The sequence below is a fragment of the Bacillus sp. BC05(2025) genome (genome assembly GCF_056725905.1).
On sequence record NZ_JBWYRA010000001.1, the window covers coordinates 347,121 to 361,746 of the forward strand.

General features: G+C 33.5%; 17 protein-coding genes and 1 pseudogene. 4 read left to right on the top strand and 14 right to left on the bottom strand.

Annotated elements, in window-relative coordinates:
- The first annotated feature begins 661 nt into the window (after window positions 1-661).
- Complete coding sequence (locus tag ACZ76X_RS01885) at window positions 662-1,093, top strand: GNAT family N-acetyltransferase (RefSeq protein ID WP_479849319.1); 432 nt, start codon at window positions 662-664, stop codon at window positions 1,091-1,093.
- 247 nt (window positions 1,094-1,340) lie between these two features.
- Window positions 1,341-1,514 (top strand): hypothetical protein, encoded by a 174-nt coding sequence (locus ACZ76X_RS01890; RefSeq protein ID WP_098669714.1) that lies wholly within the window; start codon window positions 1,341-1,343, stop codon window positions 1,512-1,514.
- 119 nt (window positions 1,515-1,633) lie between these two features.
- Here the strand turns inward: ACZ76X_RS01890 and ACZ76X_RS01895 are convergent, their stop codons facing one another.
- Window positions 1,634-2,404 carry a GNAT family N-acetyltransferase gene (locus ACZ76X_RS01895; RefSeq protein WP_479849320.1) on the bottom strand — a complete coding sequence of 257 codons (771 nt, stop codon included), beginning with the start codon at window positions 2,402-2,404 and terminating at the stop codon, window positions 1,634-1,636.
- A 148-nt stretch (window positions 2,405-2,552) separates the two neighbouring features.
- Window positions 2,553-2,678 (bottom strand): annotated as a pseudogene (locus tag ACZ76X_RS01900) (BC_2878 family exosporium-associated protein); the annotation flags it as partial.
- Between the two features lie 195 nt (window positions 2,679-2,873).
- Here ACZ76X_RS01900 and ACZ76X_RS01905 point away from each other — a divergent pair.
- On the top strand, window positions 2,874-3,194 hold the full coding sequence (locus tag ACZ76X_RS01905; RefSeq protein ID WP_001062733.1) for a hypothetical protein: 321 nt from the start codon (window positions 2,874-2,876) through the stop codon (window positions 3,192-3,194).
- A 54-nt stretch (window positions 3,195-3,248) separates the two neighbouring features.
- Here the strand turns inward: ACZ76X_RS01905 and ACZ76X_RS01910 are convergent, their stop codons facing one another.
- The 5 genes from ACZ76X_RS01910 to ACZ76X_RS01930 all read right to left on the bottom strand — a co-directional run bounded on the left by ACZ76X_RS01910 (window position 3,249) and on the right by ACZ76X_RS01930 (window position 8,777).
- Window positions 3,249-4,784 carry an MDR family MFS transporter gene (locus ACZ76X_RS01910; protein ID WP_479849321.1) on the bottom strand — a complete coding sequence of 512 codons (1,536 nt, stop codon included), beginning with the start codon at window positions 4,782-4,784 and terminating at the stop codon, window positions 3,249-3,251.
- A 23-nt stretch (window positions 4,785-4,807) separates the two neighbouring features.
- The gene (locus ACZ76X_RS01915; protein ID WP_479849322.1) at window positions 4,808-5,515 is read right to left on the bottom strand and encodes a cytoplasmic protein; all 708 of its coding nucleotides are present in this window, start codon (window positions 5,513-5,515) and stop codon (window positions 4,808-4,810) included.
- 18 nt (window positions 5,516-5,533) lie between these two features.
- A complete protein-coding gene (locus ACZ76X_RS01920; RefSeq protein ID WP_479849323.1) occupies window positions 5,534-6,244 on the bottom strand; it encodes a bactofilin family protein in 711 nt (236 codons plus the stop codon).
- 13 nt (window positions 6,245-6,257) lie between these two features.
- Window positions 6,258-6,881: a YhbD family protein gene (locus ACZ76X_RS01925; RefSeq protein ID WP_479849324.1), complete on the bottom strand. Its 624-nt coding sequence runs from the start codon at window positions 6,879-6,881 to the stop codon at window positions 6,258-6,260.
- Window positions 6,882-7,040: 159 nt separating this feature from the next.
- Window positions 7,041-8,777: an ABC transporter substrate-binding protein gene (locus ACZ76X_RS01930; protein WP_479849325.1), complete on the bottom strand. Its 1,737-nt coding sequence runs from the start codon at window positions 8,775-8,777 to the stop codon at window positions 7,041-7,043.
- 101 nt (window positions 8,778-8,878) lie between these two features.
- Here ACZ76X_RS01930 and ACZ76X_RS01935 point away from each other — a divergent pair, with 101 nt between their 5' ends.
- Window positions 8,879-10,105 (top strand): MDR family MFS transporter, encoded by a 1,227-nt coding sequence (locus ACZ76X_RS01935; RefSeq protein WP_479849326.1) that lies wholly within the window; start codon window positions 8,879-8,881, stop codon window positions 10,103-10,105.
- 65 nt (window positions 10,106-10,170) lie between these two features.
- Here ACZ76X_RS01935 and ACZ76X_RS01940 read toward each other — a convergent pair whose 3' ends face one another.
- From ACZ76X_RS01940 to ACZ76X_RS01970, 7 genes are all read right to left on the bottom strand, one after another.
- On the bottom strand, window positions 10,171-10,839 hold the full coding sequence (locus ACZ76X_RS01940) for a YjgB family protein (RefSeq protein WP_479849327.1): 669 nt from the start codon (window positions 10,837-10,839) through the stop codon (window positions 10,171-10,173).
- Between the two features lie 28 nt (window positions 10,840-10,867).
- Entirely contained in the window at window positions 10,868-11,713 is an 846-nt protein-coding gene (locus ACZ76X_RS01945) for an aminopeptidase (protein WP_479849328.1), read from the bottom strand.
- A gap of 106 nt (window positions 11,714-11,819) precedes the next feature.
- The gene (locus tag ACZ76X_RS01950; RefSeq protein WP_479849329.1) at window positions 11,820-12,317 is read right to left on the bottom strand and encodes a hypothetical protein; all 498 of its coding nucleotides are present in this window, start codon (window positions 12,315-12,317) and stop codon (window positions 11,820-11,822) included.
- Window positions 12,318-12,444: 127 nt separating this feature from the next.
- Window positions 12,445-12,840, bottom strand: coding sequence for a hypothetical protein (locus ACZ76X_RS01955; RefSeq protein ID WP_000847587.1), 396 nt, complete (start codon window positions 12,838-12,840; stop codon window positions 12,445-12,447).
- Window positions 12,841-12,917: 77 nt separating this feature from the next.
- Window positions 12,918-13,160, bottom strand: a complete 243-nt coding sequence (locus ACZ76X_RS01960) for a GlsB/YeaQ/YmgE family stress response membrane protein (protein WP_000638306.1) — start codon at window positions 13,158-13,160, stop codon at window positions 12,918-12,920.
- Between the two features lie 172 nt (window positions 13,161-13,332).
- Window positions 13,333-14,298, bottom strand: a complete 966-nt coding sequence (locus ACZ76X_RS01965; RefSeq protein ID WP_098670486.1) for a nucleoside hydrolase — start codon at window positions 14,296-14,298, stop codon at window positions 13,333-13,335.
- 80 nt (window positions 14,299-14,378) lie between these two features.
- On the bottom strand, window positions 14,379-14,567 hold the full coding sequence (locus tag ACZ76X_RS01970; RefSeq protein ID WP_479849330.1) for a DUF3970 family protein: 189 nt from the start codon (window positions 14,565-14,567) through the stop codon (window positions 14,379-14,381).
- Window positions 14,568-14,626: the final 59 nt, after the last annotated feature.

Genomic DNA, 14,626 nt, shown 5'->3' on the forward strand with positions numbered 1-14,626 from the left:
TAATCTAGACTAGATTTCATACAATATAATTGTTCCTTTCTTATAACTTGAGCTCTTCACTTTAGTTATAAAAATGTGAGTATATCCTATAACCTTTTTCAGGGATCATCCATAATTTATTTCAGAAGAAGTGTTTTGTTTTAATGAAAGGTTGTTGCGGAAACAACCGCCTTTTTATTCGGAACAAAATAAAACTTTTATATAAAAGGCCCATAATTAAATACACTTAACTTCATATTATATATTGCATCCTTTCTTTTTAGAATGAGTAGTCGTTACTGAAGGGCACTTTTTGAAGTGCTCTTATCTTTATGTCCCTTTTCCTTTTTTCAGGAGGATTTTTCTCACTCAGGCTGGTGATTACCACATTCCCTTAGTAGTTTCAATTAATACAGTAGCTACTAACACTATAAACTCTATACGTTTAAACAATAATTCGTTACCGAACACACGAACTACTTTTCTTTTTGACTATGTAAAACTATATTCACAAGGTTATTATCCTCCGTTTGGTGAAGACATCATTTCAATCCCAACAAACCAACACCTTCAACTAATAACTTAAACAATTGTGCTATAGCTATGTTCCTAGGTTCTTTTGATATAGCATCTTATGCGCTATATAATGGAGATAGAGCTAGTATTCGGAGGGAGGATGTATATGAATATTCAACTGGCCACATCTAATGATCTGGAATGGATTAATAATCAATATGACTCAATAGGATTTGTACGAAGTGATTTAAAAAGGGATAAAGTCGCAATCATTACATACAACAATGAATATGCAGGTGTTGGTCGTTTAGTCAAAATAGATGAAGACACTATTGAAATGGGAGGGATACTTATTCTCCCTAAATTTAGAGGTCTACAATTAGCTGGGGAACTTGTTTCATTTTTAGTAGAAACTGCGAAGAAATTACAAGTACAACATGTATATTGTCTTCCTTTTGAGGAATTAGAAAACTTTTATAAGAAATATGGCTATACTGAGGTCGATACCGCCAAAGAAGTAGTTCATCCAATTATTCTAAAAAAATATAATTGGTGTTTAGATCATTATGATAAGCATGTTTTATTATTTAAACTGTAAGTACGCCTAAAGAGAGCGTCTATAAAAATACAAATTACTATACCACTCAAATAATAACCGTACTTAATTTGATCGCCATCGGCTTCTACAAGTTATACAATTACTACATACGTTTCCTTTTTCTCCTCTCATTACTTTCGTATAAAAGATTATTTTGTTTAAAATTACCTTAAATCGTATTCCAACAAACTAATCAGACGGCGAATTCCTATATAATACAATTAAGTGATAAAAAGGAGCGTTATTCATGATAGATGTAGTAAGACTCGTTATTTTTATTGTAGTTGCAATTGGTGCCATTTTTAACATTTACTTAGAATGTAAAAAACCTAAAAAAAGTATATTCTCAATCGTTTTTCTATCAGTACTCTTTATCGGAGCCTCAGGTTTAATCAAAGATATTTTATCTAAACTTTTATAGTTATTTGATTAAAAATTACTGTTTCGTCAATAATGTAAATTACATGATTGTATTTCTCCATTCTCCTTTGGAGAGGAGCAGTTAGCTTTTGCTAGCTGCTCTTTTATTTAAAAATGAATTCATCTATTATCCACAAAATACGTATCATACGCTTTATCAAAAATATATCCTAACTTTTCTGCTAGTTTCGCAGATGTAGTATTTGCTGCATCCCAGTTTGGATATATCCCTTTTTCTAAACAATCCAAGATTAACGCCGCACTAACTATAGTTGCCAACCCTTTTCTTCTATGATTGTGATCAGTCGCCACTTCGATTTCAATTCCATTATCATAAATGCTATATGATGATGCACCACATACAACTTCTCCTTTATACAAAATACTAAACCCTATACCTCGGTTTAAATAATCTTCGACTGATTGAAATTGACTTGTAAAATCTTCTGAAACCTTATGTAATGTAGGGTTATTTACAATATGTTCATCTATTCTTCGTAACTCATATCCTTTTGGAAGCACTGATATAAAAGATTGCAATTTTGAACAATCAAAAACTTCCGCCTTCCGTTTGAATTTATAGCGTAAAAACTTATCTGTTTTTCTTTCGTAGTATGTTTCTAAACGCTTTTTCCACTCTTCACTATTTACGATTACTAACATTCTCTCAGGAATATTACCTAATAATTCTTCTGTTTCTTTCACATTCGAATCCCCAGCGTAAAATGTAAAAATCCCTACCGTAACTTGCGCTACTGTTGGATTTTCAAGATCATTTACCCAAGCGGTACCCATATGTCCTTGTAAATAAGAAAGTAAAACAACGTTATTGAAATCTTGGAACATAGTAACTAATTTTTTTCTTGTATGTATATTCGCTTCATATATCATTTACATTCCCACTTTCCTTAGCATCAATGTACTTCTACTTTTTTCAAAATTCCTTTTATGCTACATATAAGTAAACGTCTTCTATACTCCACATATTGTTAAAATATTCATAAATATAAAATTATTATAACATCTAATAATAAGTTTAAGATACAACAATCCCGCTTCCGGCGATTACAATACTCTCAACTTTTGTAAAAGGCTCTAGACTTCGCAAAAATTCACAAATACTATTTTGGCAACATCGATAGTTTCGTTTCGGCTCACAACCCACTTTCACTTTCATATAATATGAGCGGAATATGAAAAAAGCTTGGACAATATAACTTTAACGAAAGGAATTTACACTAACACTAAGGAATCATACATATTTTTCGCTATAAATACATATAACAATTTCATCTTTCATGAAAAAAACGTTATAATGAAGTGTAGCCTCTACGATTACGTTATAAAGGAGATTAAAACAATGGCTAAAATTAAAGTATACCAAGCAAAAGAAGAAAATATGGAAGCAGTAAAAAACATCATTGATGTTGAGGAACAAAACCCAACTGCTGAAAACTTACAAAATCTATACGCATGTGTATTAGATACTGAAGATATGGCATTGCCTGAATCATACATTGAAGAAGATATCTTAATTGATTCTATTGAAGTTATGGTTAACGCTTCTCAAAGCAAAGTAAGAGACTTAGGTGCTTATGATGTAATCGAAGTACAAAACAAAGGTAAGAAAACACAAATTTTATTATTAGCAGACGAAGAATACGAAATCATTGAAGGCTAATCTAAATCCGTACATACGAAAAAGCTCCCTTCCAATTGGAAAGGAGCTTTTTCATTACGCTTTTGATGTTTTATTCTTTTTATTCGTTTGTTGTTTCCTAATTACCATGCGCTCATTTCCCATAAAGAAAATAAATATGAATGCTAAACCAGCTGGTACCAATGCCCACATAAATGTTTGAACAATTGAGCTAGAAAGAGCGTCAATAATTTTATCTAATATTTGCGGCGGGATTTGAGATCTTGCCGATTCTGATAGAATAGCTCTTGAATCTCCTAAAGCGTTTGTATTCATTCCCCCGCTCATCCCTTTAAACGCTTCTTCTAATTGATCTTGGAAACCTGTTCTTTGGATCATTCCGAAGATTGTAATACCTAATGTCATTCCTAACGAACGAATGAAGTTACTCGTTGAAGTCGCAGATCCTCTCTGTTCCATACCGAAGTTGTGAATAGCTGCCATACTTAGTACAGAGAATGAGAATCCAACTCCAAACCCGATAATAATCATATACACTGTTAATAATGCACGACTTGTTTCTGGTGTTAAGGTGCTTAATAAAAATAGTCCAATTAGCATAATAACCGCAGAAATAATCATAATGTTTCGGTAGCTAAGCTTCGTCGTTAAAAATCCACCTAATTGCGCCGTTACGACTGAGCCTAACATCATCGGTAAAAGTAATAATCCCGAGTTTGTTGCACTCCCGCCGTATACACCTTGAATGAATAACGGTATATACACAGTTGCTGACATAAACGCAGCACCGTAACATAATGCAATAATAGTACTCATGCCGAATAATCGTTGTTTAAACATTTCAAATGAAATGATCGGTTCTTCTACTTTACGTTCAATAAAAATGAATGCAATGATTAAAATAGCGAATCCACCGAATAAACTTAAAATAAAACTAGAATCCCAATCATACTTTTGTCCACCAAGCTCTAAAGCAAACATTAAACAAACTACTGCACCAACTAAAGTAATTGCACCAAACCAGTCAATTTTTTGCTTTCTATGAACTCGTGACTCTTTATAAAAGAATGTAATAAAAATAAGTGCTAAAACGCCTAGTGGCAAGTTAATATAAAATACCCAGTGCCAGCTAATATAATCTGTAATATACGCACCAAGTAATGGACCAAAAATACTGGATAAACCAAATACCGCTCCGAATAATCCACCCATTTTCCCGCGCTTTTCAGGAGGGAAAATATCAAAAACGATAGTAAACGCGATCGGCACTAATGCCCCGCCGCCAATACCTTGAATGGCACGATAAATACCTAACTGTGTAATATTTTCAGCAGTACCACAAAGTGCCGAACCAATCATAAAGACAATTAAACCGAAAATAAAGAATCTCTTTCTGCCATACATATCTGATAGTTTACCGAATATCGGCATACCTGCCATTTCTGCGACCATATAGGCAGAAACGACCCATACAAAGTTTTCAAGGCCTCCTAAGTCACCAACGATCGTTCCCATTGCTGTTACGACAATGGTATTATCCATTGATGCCATTAAAATGCCTAGCAATAAGCCCGCCACAACAAAACCGAGCTTATTATTCTTCTCAACCATAACCTTGCTCTCCCTCGTACTACTTATATTTGTTTATGTTCTTTTACAACTGCATTACCTTTTTGGTTAAAGCTAGTATGATATTCTACAACACTAATTTCACACCCTGGACCAATAGTAACGTTGTTTCCTCTTACTACTTCAGCGATAGTATGCTCTAAATAAATTTCATCTCCTTCAATGATAGACGTTTGGAGGCTTCCAGCATGACTTGTAAATGGAATAAATCTCGCTTTTTTACGAACAGAAATCTTTTTACCACCGATTTCTCTCACTTTGCTCCCTTCATAACGAAGTGAAATTTCAATATTTTCAGCATTAAGTAATCCATCACTTTCCAGACCACCCGTTAGTGATAATTCCTCTACTTCAATATCTCCTTTCACATTTAAAGCGCCTTTCACATCTACGAAATCACCAGTAAACTTTCCCTTAACTTCTATCATACCTCTTACTTTTGTTTTTTCAATATGTGCATCACTATGCATTTGTGTGTTTCCATATACTTTTACATATTTCGCAGTTACATTTCCTTGTACTTCACTATCACCATACACGACATAGTTTTTCACTTTCATATTACCGCGTACTTCACTCGTGCCGTACGTTTTAAATTCATTACAGCTCATATCATTAGAAATTGTTCCTTCACCGCGTATCTTCACTTTGTTATAATCCCCGCCTGCTGAACTACCAGAACCATTGACAGTAAGACTATGTGAATGTTCCATATTACTTTCTCCCTCCTATTAAACCTGCTTTATTTCTTTTACATTTGCGCTTTTATCAACAGTAAGAATACCGGTATATTCAATGAGTTCAATCTCACAGTTCGGTCCTACTGTAACATTATTTCCTCTTACCGTTCTTATGTGAGCATAATCAATATCGATATTATCACCTTCTAACAGTTCAGCTTCTAATTGTAAACCAAATACTGATTTAAACAGTCTACTAAAAGTACCTATCCTATGTTTTACTTTAATCGTTTGACCACCAATTTCTTTCGCTCGACATGTACCGTGAATATTTATATTTATTTCATCCGCGCTTAATAATCCACCAATTGTAAACTGTCCATCAGAAGAAAAAGTATCCACTTCACAGTTGCCATCAATCGTCGCTTGACCATTGATTTTAAATTCTTCACCAGTGATATTCCCACCTATCGTACCTTTTCCTGCAATTTTCAAACTGTTTGCCTTCACATCTTTCGTAATAGTTGCTTTTCCATCTATTCGCATCGTTTCAGCATGAACTGTGCCATCGACTTTACCAGATCCACTAATTCGTGCACTGCTACTTTTCAAATCACCAGTAACTGCACCGTAACCGTTACATTCAAATTTTTCACATTCAACATTTCCATTCACAGTCCCTTTTCCATTTAATTGTACTTTATGAAACTCGCCGCCATTCGATGAACCGTAACCATTTATAATTAAATTTTCTGTACGCATACTTTCTCCCCCACTACAATAGTTTCGTTTTTAATGCTTCGGTATATTTCATAATCGCTTCACGTAAAACAATTTTGGTGCCTTTTTCAAAAATTAAATCGTCTACGTTTGAAACTAAGAAACAAGTAGAAATCCCTAACTTTCGGACGATAATTAAATCACAAGTTTTATGCTTAATCGCTTCATAATTTTCACATAAAACTTGCAAGACCATTTTTCCTTCTTCTAAACTAATCTCTCCCGATTGTAATAATTCTTCTAACATATACACATACAGAATATCTGCAAACTGAAACTCTGTTGTTTTATTTGTTTGTTCTATAAAGAATTGTAAAACTGGCTCTGATGCAATCCCTTTACGTAATATGTCTTCCTTTGTTAAAAGGATTTCTCTTACACTCGGTGAAAACATATTTGCTAGTTCATCAAGTGATAAATCCTCTTTCATCGTTTGGATTTTATCAATACGCTCTAATATCTTTTCTTTCGGAAAAAATGTCTCTTGACCCGTGAATGTTGACTTTCGTACAAACCAATCTTCCGGTATTAAATTTTTTCTTTTCCACCTATATAACTGTCCGTATGAAATACCAGTTAGTTCTAATAAATCTTTTTTTGAAATTAAATCTGTACTCAACTGTATAACACTCCTTCCTGATAACAATGTAACATAACACTGTTACGCTGTAAATAGACTTTTATCATAAGTAGCGTAACAATGCGTAAAACAATCCTGTTTCACACAAAAAAACAGGGTTCTCACGCATCTTATAAAATGCGTAAAAACCCTTATATATCAACATGTAAACCATATGTCATAAAAATCAATCCAGCCTTGTGAATTAATCATTATATTTTGTACTTTTTCATGAGAATTCACTTGTTGTTTGTTACGGTATAAAGGAATAATATGAATGTGACGTAACAAAGTGTCTTCAATTTCACGTAACAATGTAACTCTATTCTCTAATTGTTCTTGTTTAAAATAAGAGGACAACGTTTTATGAAAGTCCATGCTGCTTTGCCCATGAATAAAACTATTTCTTGTAAGAAACATATATAGCAGACTATCTTCAATTCGTTCGCTAATAGTTGCACTATCATGCATCATATCAGCCTTCTGTATCGTACTTATTTCCAATAACTCTTCTAGCTCAAGAAAATTAGTTTCTACACGAATCCCGTACTTCGCACACTCCTTTTGTATCCATTGTGCATCTTCAACGTGATCTCGTCCTGTAAATGTATAGAGTTGTAGCACTTCATTATGATACATACTTCTCTTAATTAAACTTTCTATATCTTCCTCAATTTCTACTATGCTTTCATTTGCTAATATTAGTTTCTTCGCTACTTCTCCACGTTCTCTGCTAAGTTCTCGAACAATTTTATCGCCATGAATAATTTGATGTAGCGCCTTTCGCAATAGCTCATCTTGCATTGGCCCTTCTTTTACAAGATTACACGTTACATATGTCACATTCGATTCGAGGCGAGAAATTTCTTTATTATGTTTTTCTTTATCTTTATACTGCGCCTTTATTAACACGTCATATGTATTTACACTTTGCTCCACATTCAACAGTTCAATTCGGTCAAGGAAAGGTCTTTCGCGATAATATAAATCATGTGCTTCTAGTACAAATAAATATGCATTCTTCTCTCGTAATGTAAAAGGCCCTGTACCAATGAAGTTTCCTGCTTCATCTTCATGTACCATAGAACACTGTTCTGCACTAAGCATATGTAAAAACATCCTATTTTCAGCATGTAATCGAATTTCAACAACACATTCATCCACTGCACGGACACTTTCAACATGTTGTAACATCCATGCGTGTGGGTTGTTTTCAGTTTTCATAAATCGATTCAATGAACGGATAACATCATGTGCAGTAAGTCGTTTTCCATTATGAAGATAAATGCCTTTTCTTAAATAAAATGTCCAAACCTTGTCAGCATTATTATATTCCCAATGAAAAGCAAGCCTTGGTTCTATAGAATTTGTTTCCTCATTTACATATACGAGTGTATCAAAAATATGTTTAACCATATGACATTCTGAGCGCATCGTAGCGTAAACCGGATCTAAAGCGATGTCCAAGTTCATTTGTACTTGTAAACGAAGGACATCCTTTCTTCCTTCAGGTGTCCTTTCTATTTTATGACCAAATATGGAATCTACCCAAGCTTCATACTCTTTCTTTACCGCTGGAAATTGTGAGCTGTAGCGTTCCACAAATGAAATTCCACTTTTCACATCTCCTTTTTTCGTTAGTTCTTTTCCTCTCTCTAAAATTAATGTCATCGGTTGCTTTTGAAATATTAACTTAGAACGATTCCCTCTCCCGCGACCAGGAAACCAAGTAATCCAATGTAACTCTTCTAATTTTTTTATAATTAATTTACTATTACGCTCCGTACAAAATAATGTTTCTGTTATCATCTGTACGGTTACTTCTAATCGTTCTCCTTCTCGTCTCCCTTTACCATAGGCATACCATAGTTCAATATATTGATCTAAAATAAACATCATAATCCCCCTAAAAGGTGAAAAATAACCCCTTTTGTTTCTACCCTTTTTCCATTTCTCCTTTCATCTTATCATTTCAATATAGAAAGGAGGAATTAATATTGAACAATCTCTTACTACGTTATAACAAACCCATCATTATAAGACTGTGCGGCGAATTATTAACCCGAACGACTGAATCTATGTTAGCCCTCATAATGATTATTTACGTTAATAAAATGTTAAACGGTAATATAATAATCACCATGCTCATTTTCGGTCTACAACCTCTTTCAGACATCGTATTTACACTTATTGCTGGGGGAGTTACTGATAAATATGGGCGAAAGAAAATTATGTTACTCGGCTTATTGCTGCAAGGCGTTGCAATCGGCAGCTTCGTCTTTGCTCAATCTGTTTTTATATTTGCATTGTTATACGTCATAAATGGGGTTGGCCGTTCCTTATATATTCCCGCTCAACGTGCACAAATTGCTGATTTAACAACACAAAAACAGCAAGCAGAAATTTTTGCTCTTTTGCATACGATGGCTGCAATTGGTTCCGTAATTGGTCCCATAATTGGTGCTATCTTTTATCAAACTCATCCTGAATATTTATTTATTATGCAAAGCATTACACTTATGGTATATGCAGTAGTTGTATGGACACAGCTTCCAGAAACCGCTCCAGTACTTACAAAACCTAAGCAAAAACTTGAAGTATCATCTCCAAAACAATTTGTACACAAACATTACGCTGTTTTGGGACTTATGATTACTACACTTCCTATTAGCTTTTTTTATGCACAAACTGAGACAAATTATCGCATTTTCGCTAAAGATATATTTCCAGATTTCGTATTCATACTCGCTTTTATTTCAACATGCAAAGCTATTATGGAAATCGTTCTACAAATTTTCCTCGTGAAATGGTCTGAACGATTTTCCATGACGAAAATTATACTTATTTCTTATATCTGCTTTACGATAGCTGCAATTGGCTATGGGTTTTCAGCAACAATCTTGTCACTATTTTTCACATTACTCTTTTTAGTCATTGGAGAAAGTATTGCTTTCAACCATTTACTTCGATTCGTTTCAGAAATCGCTCCTACGGATAAACGAGGATTGTATTTTTCAATTTACGGGTTACATTGGGATATATCTCGAACGTGTGGTCCTGTACTTGGTGCGGTTTTATTAAGTCAACTAGATGGTAGTATGCTATTTTATATTTGTGCTTGTTTCTTAATAGTCGGAGGCATTATGCAAGCATTGTTTATCCAAAATGTAGAACGTAATAAAATAAATAAACACGTTTCGGAGCATACTACTCATATTTTATAGAATCCTTTCTTTATAAAAAGAAGGATGTCACAAAAGTCTTCAGACTTTCGTGACATCCTTTTTTATTACCCTGCCATTTTATTAATACTATCTTCTGGCGAAAATACTGAAATATGATTTACCTTACCAGTCGATTTTGGAATAATGAATTTTAACTCAAACCGATTGTTTACTTTATATACATATATTTTATCTTCCCCATTTACCTTTACTGAAGTTGGTTTTCCTAATGCTTTCTCTATATCTTGTAATGTAATTGATTTTAGTTCAGCATGATAGGAGCGTACATCAAAAACTTGTGATCCTTTATTAAAACCGAAGCTAACATTTTTATTTGTAAAGGTAGCGTACATTCCATTTCCTGCTTGTTCCGTTTTATCTGCTTTCCCCCACGCTTTTTCTATTTCTTCAATATCTCCTGTATGTGCTGCGAACGGAACGTTAGGTACTTTTCCTTCTTTCGCTAATTCAAACAACTCTTTAACGTGGTTAATTGATTTTTGGTTAATTACTGTATCTTTCGAGCGTGAATCTGTACCTGATTTTGTTGATCCTTCATTATTTGATTTTGCATCAGATTCTTTCCTTTCTTCAGCAGAATTATTATGTTCATTTTTACTATTTTCTGATGTTCGGCTTGTTTCTTTTTGTTCATCGGTCCCTTTACATGCTGCTAATGCAAATAGGCATGTAAAAGCGAGAAATAACATAGCTATCTTTACATACACTTTCATACATTTCAGCCTCCTATTGTAATCCTATTCATTTTGATAACCAATCCATTACGCTACTTTTCAAATTATATTTGTTCCAAAAAGTAAATGCTTCACTTTCTCCTAGTGCTTGTACAACACCCTCTACAAAAGCTGTTCCTAAAAAATAACCAAGTCGGTTGTATCCAAAGTATTGCCCGCCAGATAACCGAAACCACTCTTTCTCTTTTTTGAACGTCCATCCTTCTATATAATCTGCCAAAAAACGTTTCTTTATATGTTCTTTATTTTCTATATAGCATTGTAACCAACGTTCACCTTCATTGTTATATGAGTAGTACACTGATTCATTTACGCCTTTTATAATTTGTTTTGATAAATATGTTGCAACACCTTCACGATACAAAGTAACTGCCGCGTCAGTCCACTCAGCTTTTTCCCAATCCATCCCATCATTTTGTAACATAACATTATGATATATATGGCCTATTTCGTGAGCGACAATAACACGAAGATGATTTACATCTGGAGATAATTTTTCTGCTGCAAAAAATATGTCACCAATGATTTCCCTTTCTACAAATGCCTTAGAGCCAAAAGTTCCAACAAATAAATGAAACTTCATATTTACATCAAAGTTATATTTATTATGATATTCATTCGTTATCTCTTGAATAATAATCGGTAATGTTTCTGCAATAATATGAATATCTTCTATTTTTGCGGGATATTGTTTAATGGCAGTAGAAATACGTTCTCTCGTTTTAGGACAATGATACTTAAAGTATTCTTCAAATACCTCAGGATGTAAAATAAAGTATTGATTAAGAATTTCTAATTCTACATCTTCACTTTCCCATAATTTTAAAAAACTTGGAATTGTATTATTTATCATTTTCCCATCTCCTTATATACCCCTTCTCGCCAATTACACTACAATCCTGCCTTAAATATAGAAAAAGCAACAAAGAAAGATGGGCTTTCTTTGTTGCTTTTTCTGTTTAATCAAACCATCTATCACCATCAGAAATCCATTTACCATTTTGTAAATCATAACATTCCTCATCGTCATGAAAACTAACGTAAGAGGGTAATGTAACATTCATACCACCAGCTTTATTCCAGCATGCCGCAAACCATTCTACTATAGTCTTCGTTCCAATTTCAGATAACTTCTCATCATTTTTTTCGTAAAAATCCCAAAATTCATCAGATTCTTCATCACTGAACGTATAATATGTAATGTCATCCATTACATTATAGCTACCAGAAAAAATTCCTTTATCAGTCCCTTCATAAAAAACTTCATTCGCTTCTCCATCCATTGAAAACATAACGATAGACAATTCAAATGACTGAACAAAAACAGTAAAATCTAATAAATCTATTTCTTTATAATAATTAAGCTGTGTTGTTACTTTTAACCTTTCGATCAAATCAGAGGATTTTGCTTCTAATCCTTTTATTAAAGAATTTTTATAGTTCTCAATCGTAAACAAATACTTCACTTCCTATTCATATCATATATTTATCAAAATATATAAAAATTATAGCATAGCTTTTTGTATATTTTGCTTGAGAAAATGAAAAAAGCTGTCCAAATAGGACAGCTTTACATATGTATTTTTACACTTCGATTGACTTACCATCTTCAACAATATGATAAAGTAAGTGAGCTAAATGATGAATTGGGCCATACTCTTCCTCTTCTTCATCTGTTTCACCTTGGAACTCAAGATCATTTAAGTACAGTGCTAAAAATTGATAGTATAGTTTTAAATCAAATCCGTAGCATGCAGTTGGCTCTTCATGATCTCCTTCATATTGTAGCATTAAGTATTGATCATTTCCTTCTGCATCTTCTGCGTCAAAGAATACGAAGAATCCAACGTTTGTATCTAAATCAAATAGATGACGAGTGCCTTTTTCTGTTGCTTTGTTGAAGTCCTCTTCACTTAATTTATGTACTGTTGTCGCTTTAGCATTATCTTCTTGATGGAAATTTACTGTAAATGTTTTCAATGCTGACACCTCCTGATTGTATAATACTAGCATAACATATAAAAAGGACTGCTTACAAATGTAAACAGTCCTTACATTCATTTTCGCATTGCTCGTAATAAGAAGCTTACGATGAAAATTAAAATGATCGCACCGATTAAGGCTGGAATAATTGCATATCCGCCAATGACTGGACCAAAACTACCAAGTAATTTCGAACCAACCCAAGAACCGATAATACCAGCAATAATATTACCAATTACACCACCAGGTACGTCCTTTCCAGTAATTAAGCTCGCAAGCCATCCTAATATACCACCGACGATTAAAGACCAAATCATATAATAACCTCCTTTATATATTACCAATCAAAATATAATTAGAAACAATTGCTTACCATTAGTTATGTTACATTTTTCAATAGTTATTCATACAGATCAACTATTAGATTATTTCAAAATAATGAACGGCGAGTTTTTCGACTCGAGGTTGATGTTATTCGTAATACACATATTAAGGACAGTCAGGCTTTAATATTGTCCGCATAAACTCTTCTTTAAATGCAGGATAGTTAAAACCAACTGCAATTTTTTGAATTGGTCTATTATCAAATGTTGTTGGCTCGGCTATTTTTCTAAAGTCTGCCACACTTTGTCCTCTAGTTACGTCATTTGTCGTACTGATCCAAACTGCTGACTTTTTATATTCAAAAATATCATCATTAATAAAGGAAATGAACGGAAGTAAATCATGAATCGGACTTCCAGCAATACCCGGGTATTCTTTTTTATAAAAGTTCTCATAATAAAAATCGATCATCGGTTTAATAAGTTTCGCCTGTCCTGTTCCTTCTTTATTAATAATATCCACCATTTCAGGAGTAATGAGGGCTTCTTGCGTTACATTTAACGGAAAAATAGTCGCATTCTTTGCATATTTCATTACAATATTTGCAGCAATTGGATCTCCATAAAAATTTGCTTCTGATACAGGAGTAACGTTACCAGGAAATAAAAATGCACCACCCATAATATAATAAGAACATATCTTATCCATTACATTTGGATATAATAAAAATAACGTCGCCAAAGTTGTTAAACGTCCTGTCGCTACGATAATAATATCTTCTGGACAAGGTTCAATTAATTTAATTAATTCACAAAAATTTTCCCGTTTACAAATCCTCATATGAGGTGGAATAATTGGGCCTAGGCCGTGCTCCCCATGGATTTCAGGAAAGAACAAAGGTTCTTCAGCAGTCATCGGCCTCGCTGCACCCTCAATGATTTTTACTTCTGTAGCATAGTATCTTTCTAAAAAATACACATTTTCCGTTACGATTTCTCGCGATACATTTCCATATTCAGCAACAATACCTATAATATCTAATTTACATGTTTTATTTGCATATATTAAAGCCACCGCATCGTCAATACCAAAGTCTCCAAAAAAGATGATTTTCTTATTAACTATCCTCACCCCTCTTCAGCATAATCTACTACTATTATTATTATGTAAAAAAGACAAGGCTGTGAAACAGTGCAAACTAAAAAAGCCGCCTATTTATTGGCGACTTTGATCTTTTTATATGATAAATATGCTAATACATTCTTACTTGAATCATATTTTGGATTATTCCCTTTTCTCGGTTCTCTCATATATGTTTTTTCAAATCCAGGAATGTCCGGCATTTTCTCCATAAATTCAAGCATTTCTTCCTCAGTTCCTTCAATACGTACGCGAATCATTATTACTTTTCCTCAATTCTCATTTTCTCTGTACTAAGTATAACGTACTTTGAAAAGAC

Excerpts from the sequence above, each read along its gene's own strand:
- ACZ76X_RS01885 (WP_479849319.1), top strand. The coding sequence starts at position 662 with ATGAATATTCAACTGGCCACATCTAATGATCTGGAATGGATTAATAAT.
- ACZ76X_RS01890 (WP_098669714.1), top strand. The coding sequence starts at position 1,341 with ATGATAGATGTAGTAAGACTCGTTATTTTTATTGTAGTTGCAATTGGT.
- ACZ76X_RS01895 (WP_479849320.1), bottom strand. The coding sequence starts at position 2,404 with ATGATATATGAAGCGAATATACATACAAGAAAAAAATTAGTTACTATG.
- ACZ76X_RS01905 (WP_001062733.1), top strand. The coding sequence starts at position 2,874 with ATGGCTAAAATTAAAGTATACCAAGCAAAAGAAGAAAATATGGAAGCA.
- ACZ76X_RS01910 (WP_479849321.1), bottom strand. The coding sequence starts at position 4,784 with ATGGTTGAGAAGAATAATAAGCTCGGTTTTGTTGTGGCGGGCTTATTG.
- ACZ76X_RS01915 (WP_479849322.1), bottom strand. The coding sequence starts at position 5,515 with ATGGAACATTCACATAGTCTTACTGTCAATGGTTCTGGTAGTTCAGCA.
- ACZ76X_RS01920 (WP_479849323.1), bottom strand. The coding sequence starts at position 6,244 with ATGCGTACAGAAAATTTAATTATAAATGGTTACGGTTCATCGAATGGC.
- ACZ76X_RS01930 (WP_479849325.1), bottom strand. The coding sequence starts at position 8,777 with ATGTTTATTTTAGATCAATATATTGAACTATGGTATGCCTATGGTAAA.
- ACZ76X_RS01940 (WP_479849327.1), bottom strand. The coding sequence starts at position 10,839 with ATGAAAGTGTATGTAAAGATAGCTATGTTATTTCTCGCTTTTACATGC.
- ACZ76X_RS01945 (WP_479849328.1), bottom strand. The coding sequence starts at position 11,713 with ATGATAAATAATACAATTCCAAGTTTTTTAAAATTATGGGAAAGTGAA.
- ACZ76X_RS01960 (WP_000638306.1), bottom strand. The coding sequence starts at position 13,160 with ATGATTTGGTCTTTAATCGTCGGTGGTATATTAGGATGGCTTGCGAGC.
- ACZ76X_RS01970 (WP_479849330.1), bottom strand. The coding sequence starts at position 14,567 with ATGATTCGCGTACGTATTGAAGGAACTGAGGAAGAAATGCTTGAATTT.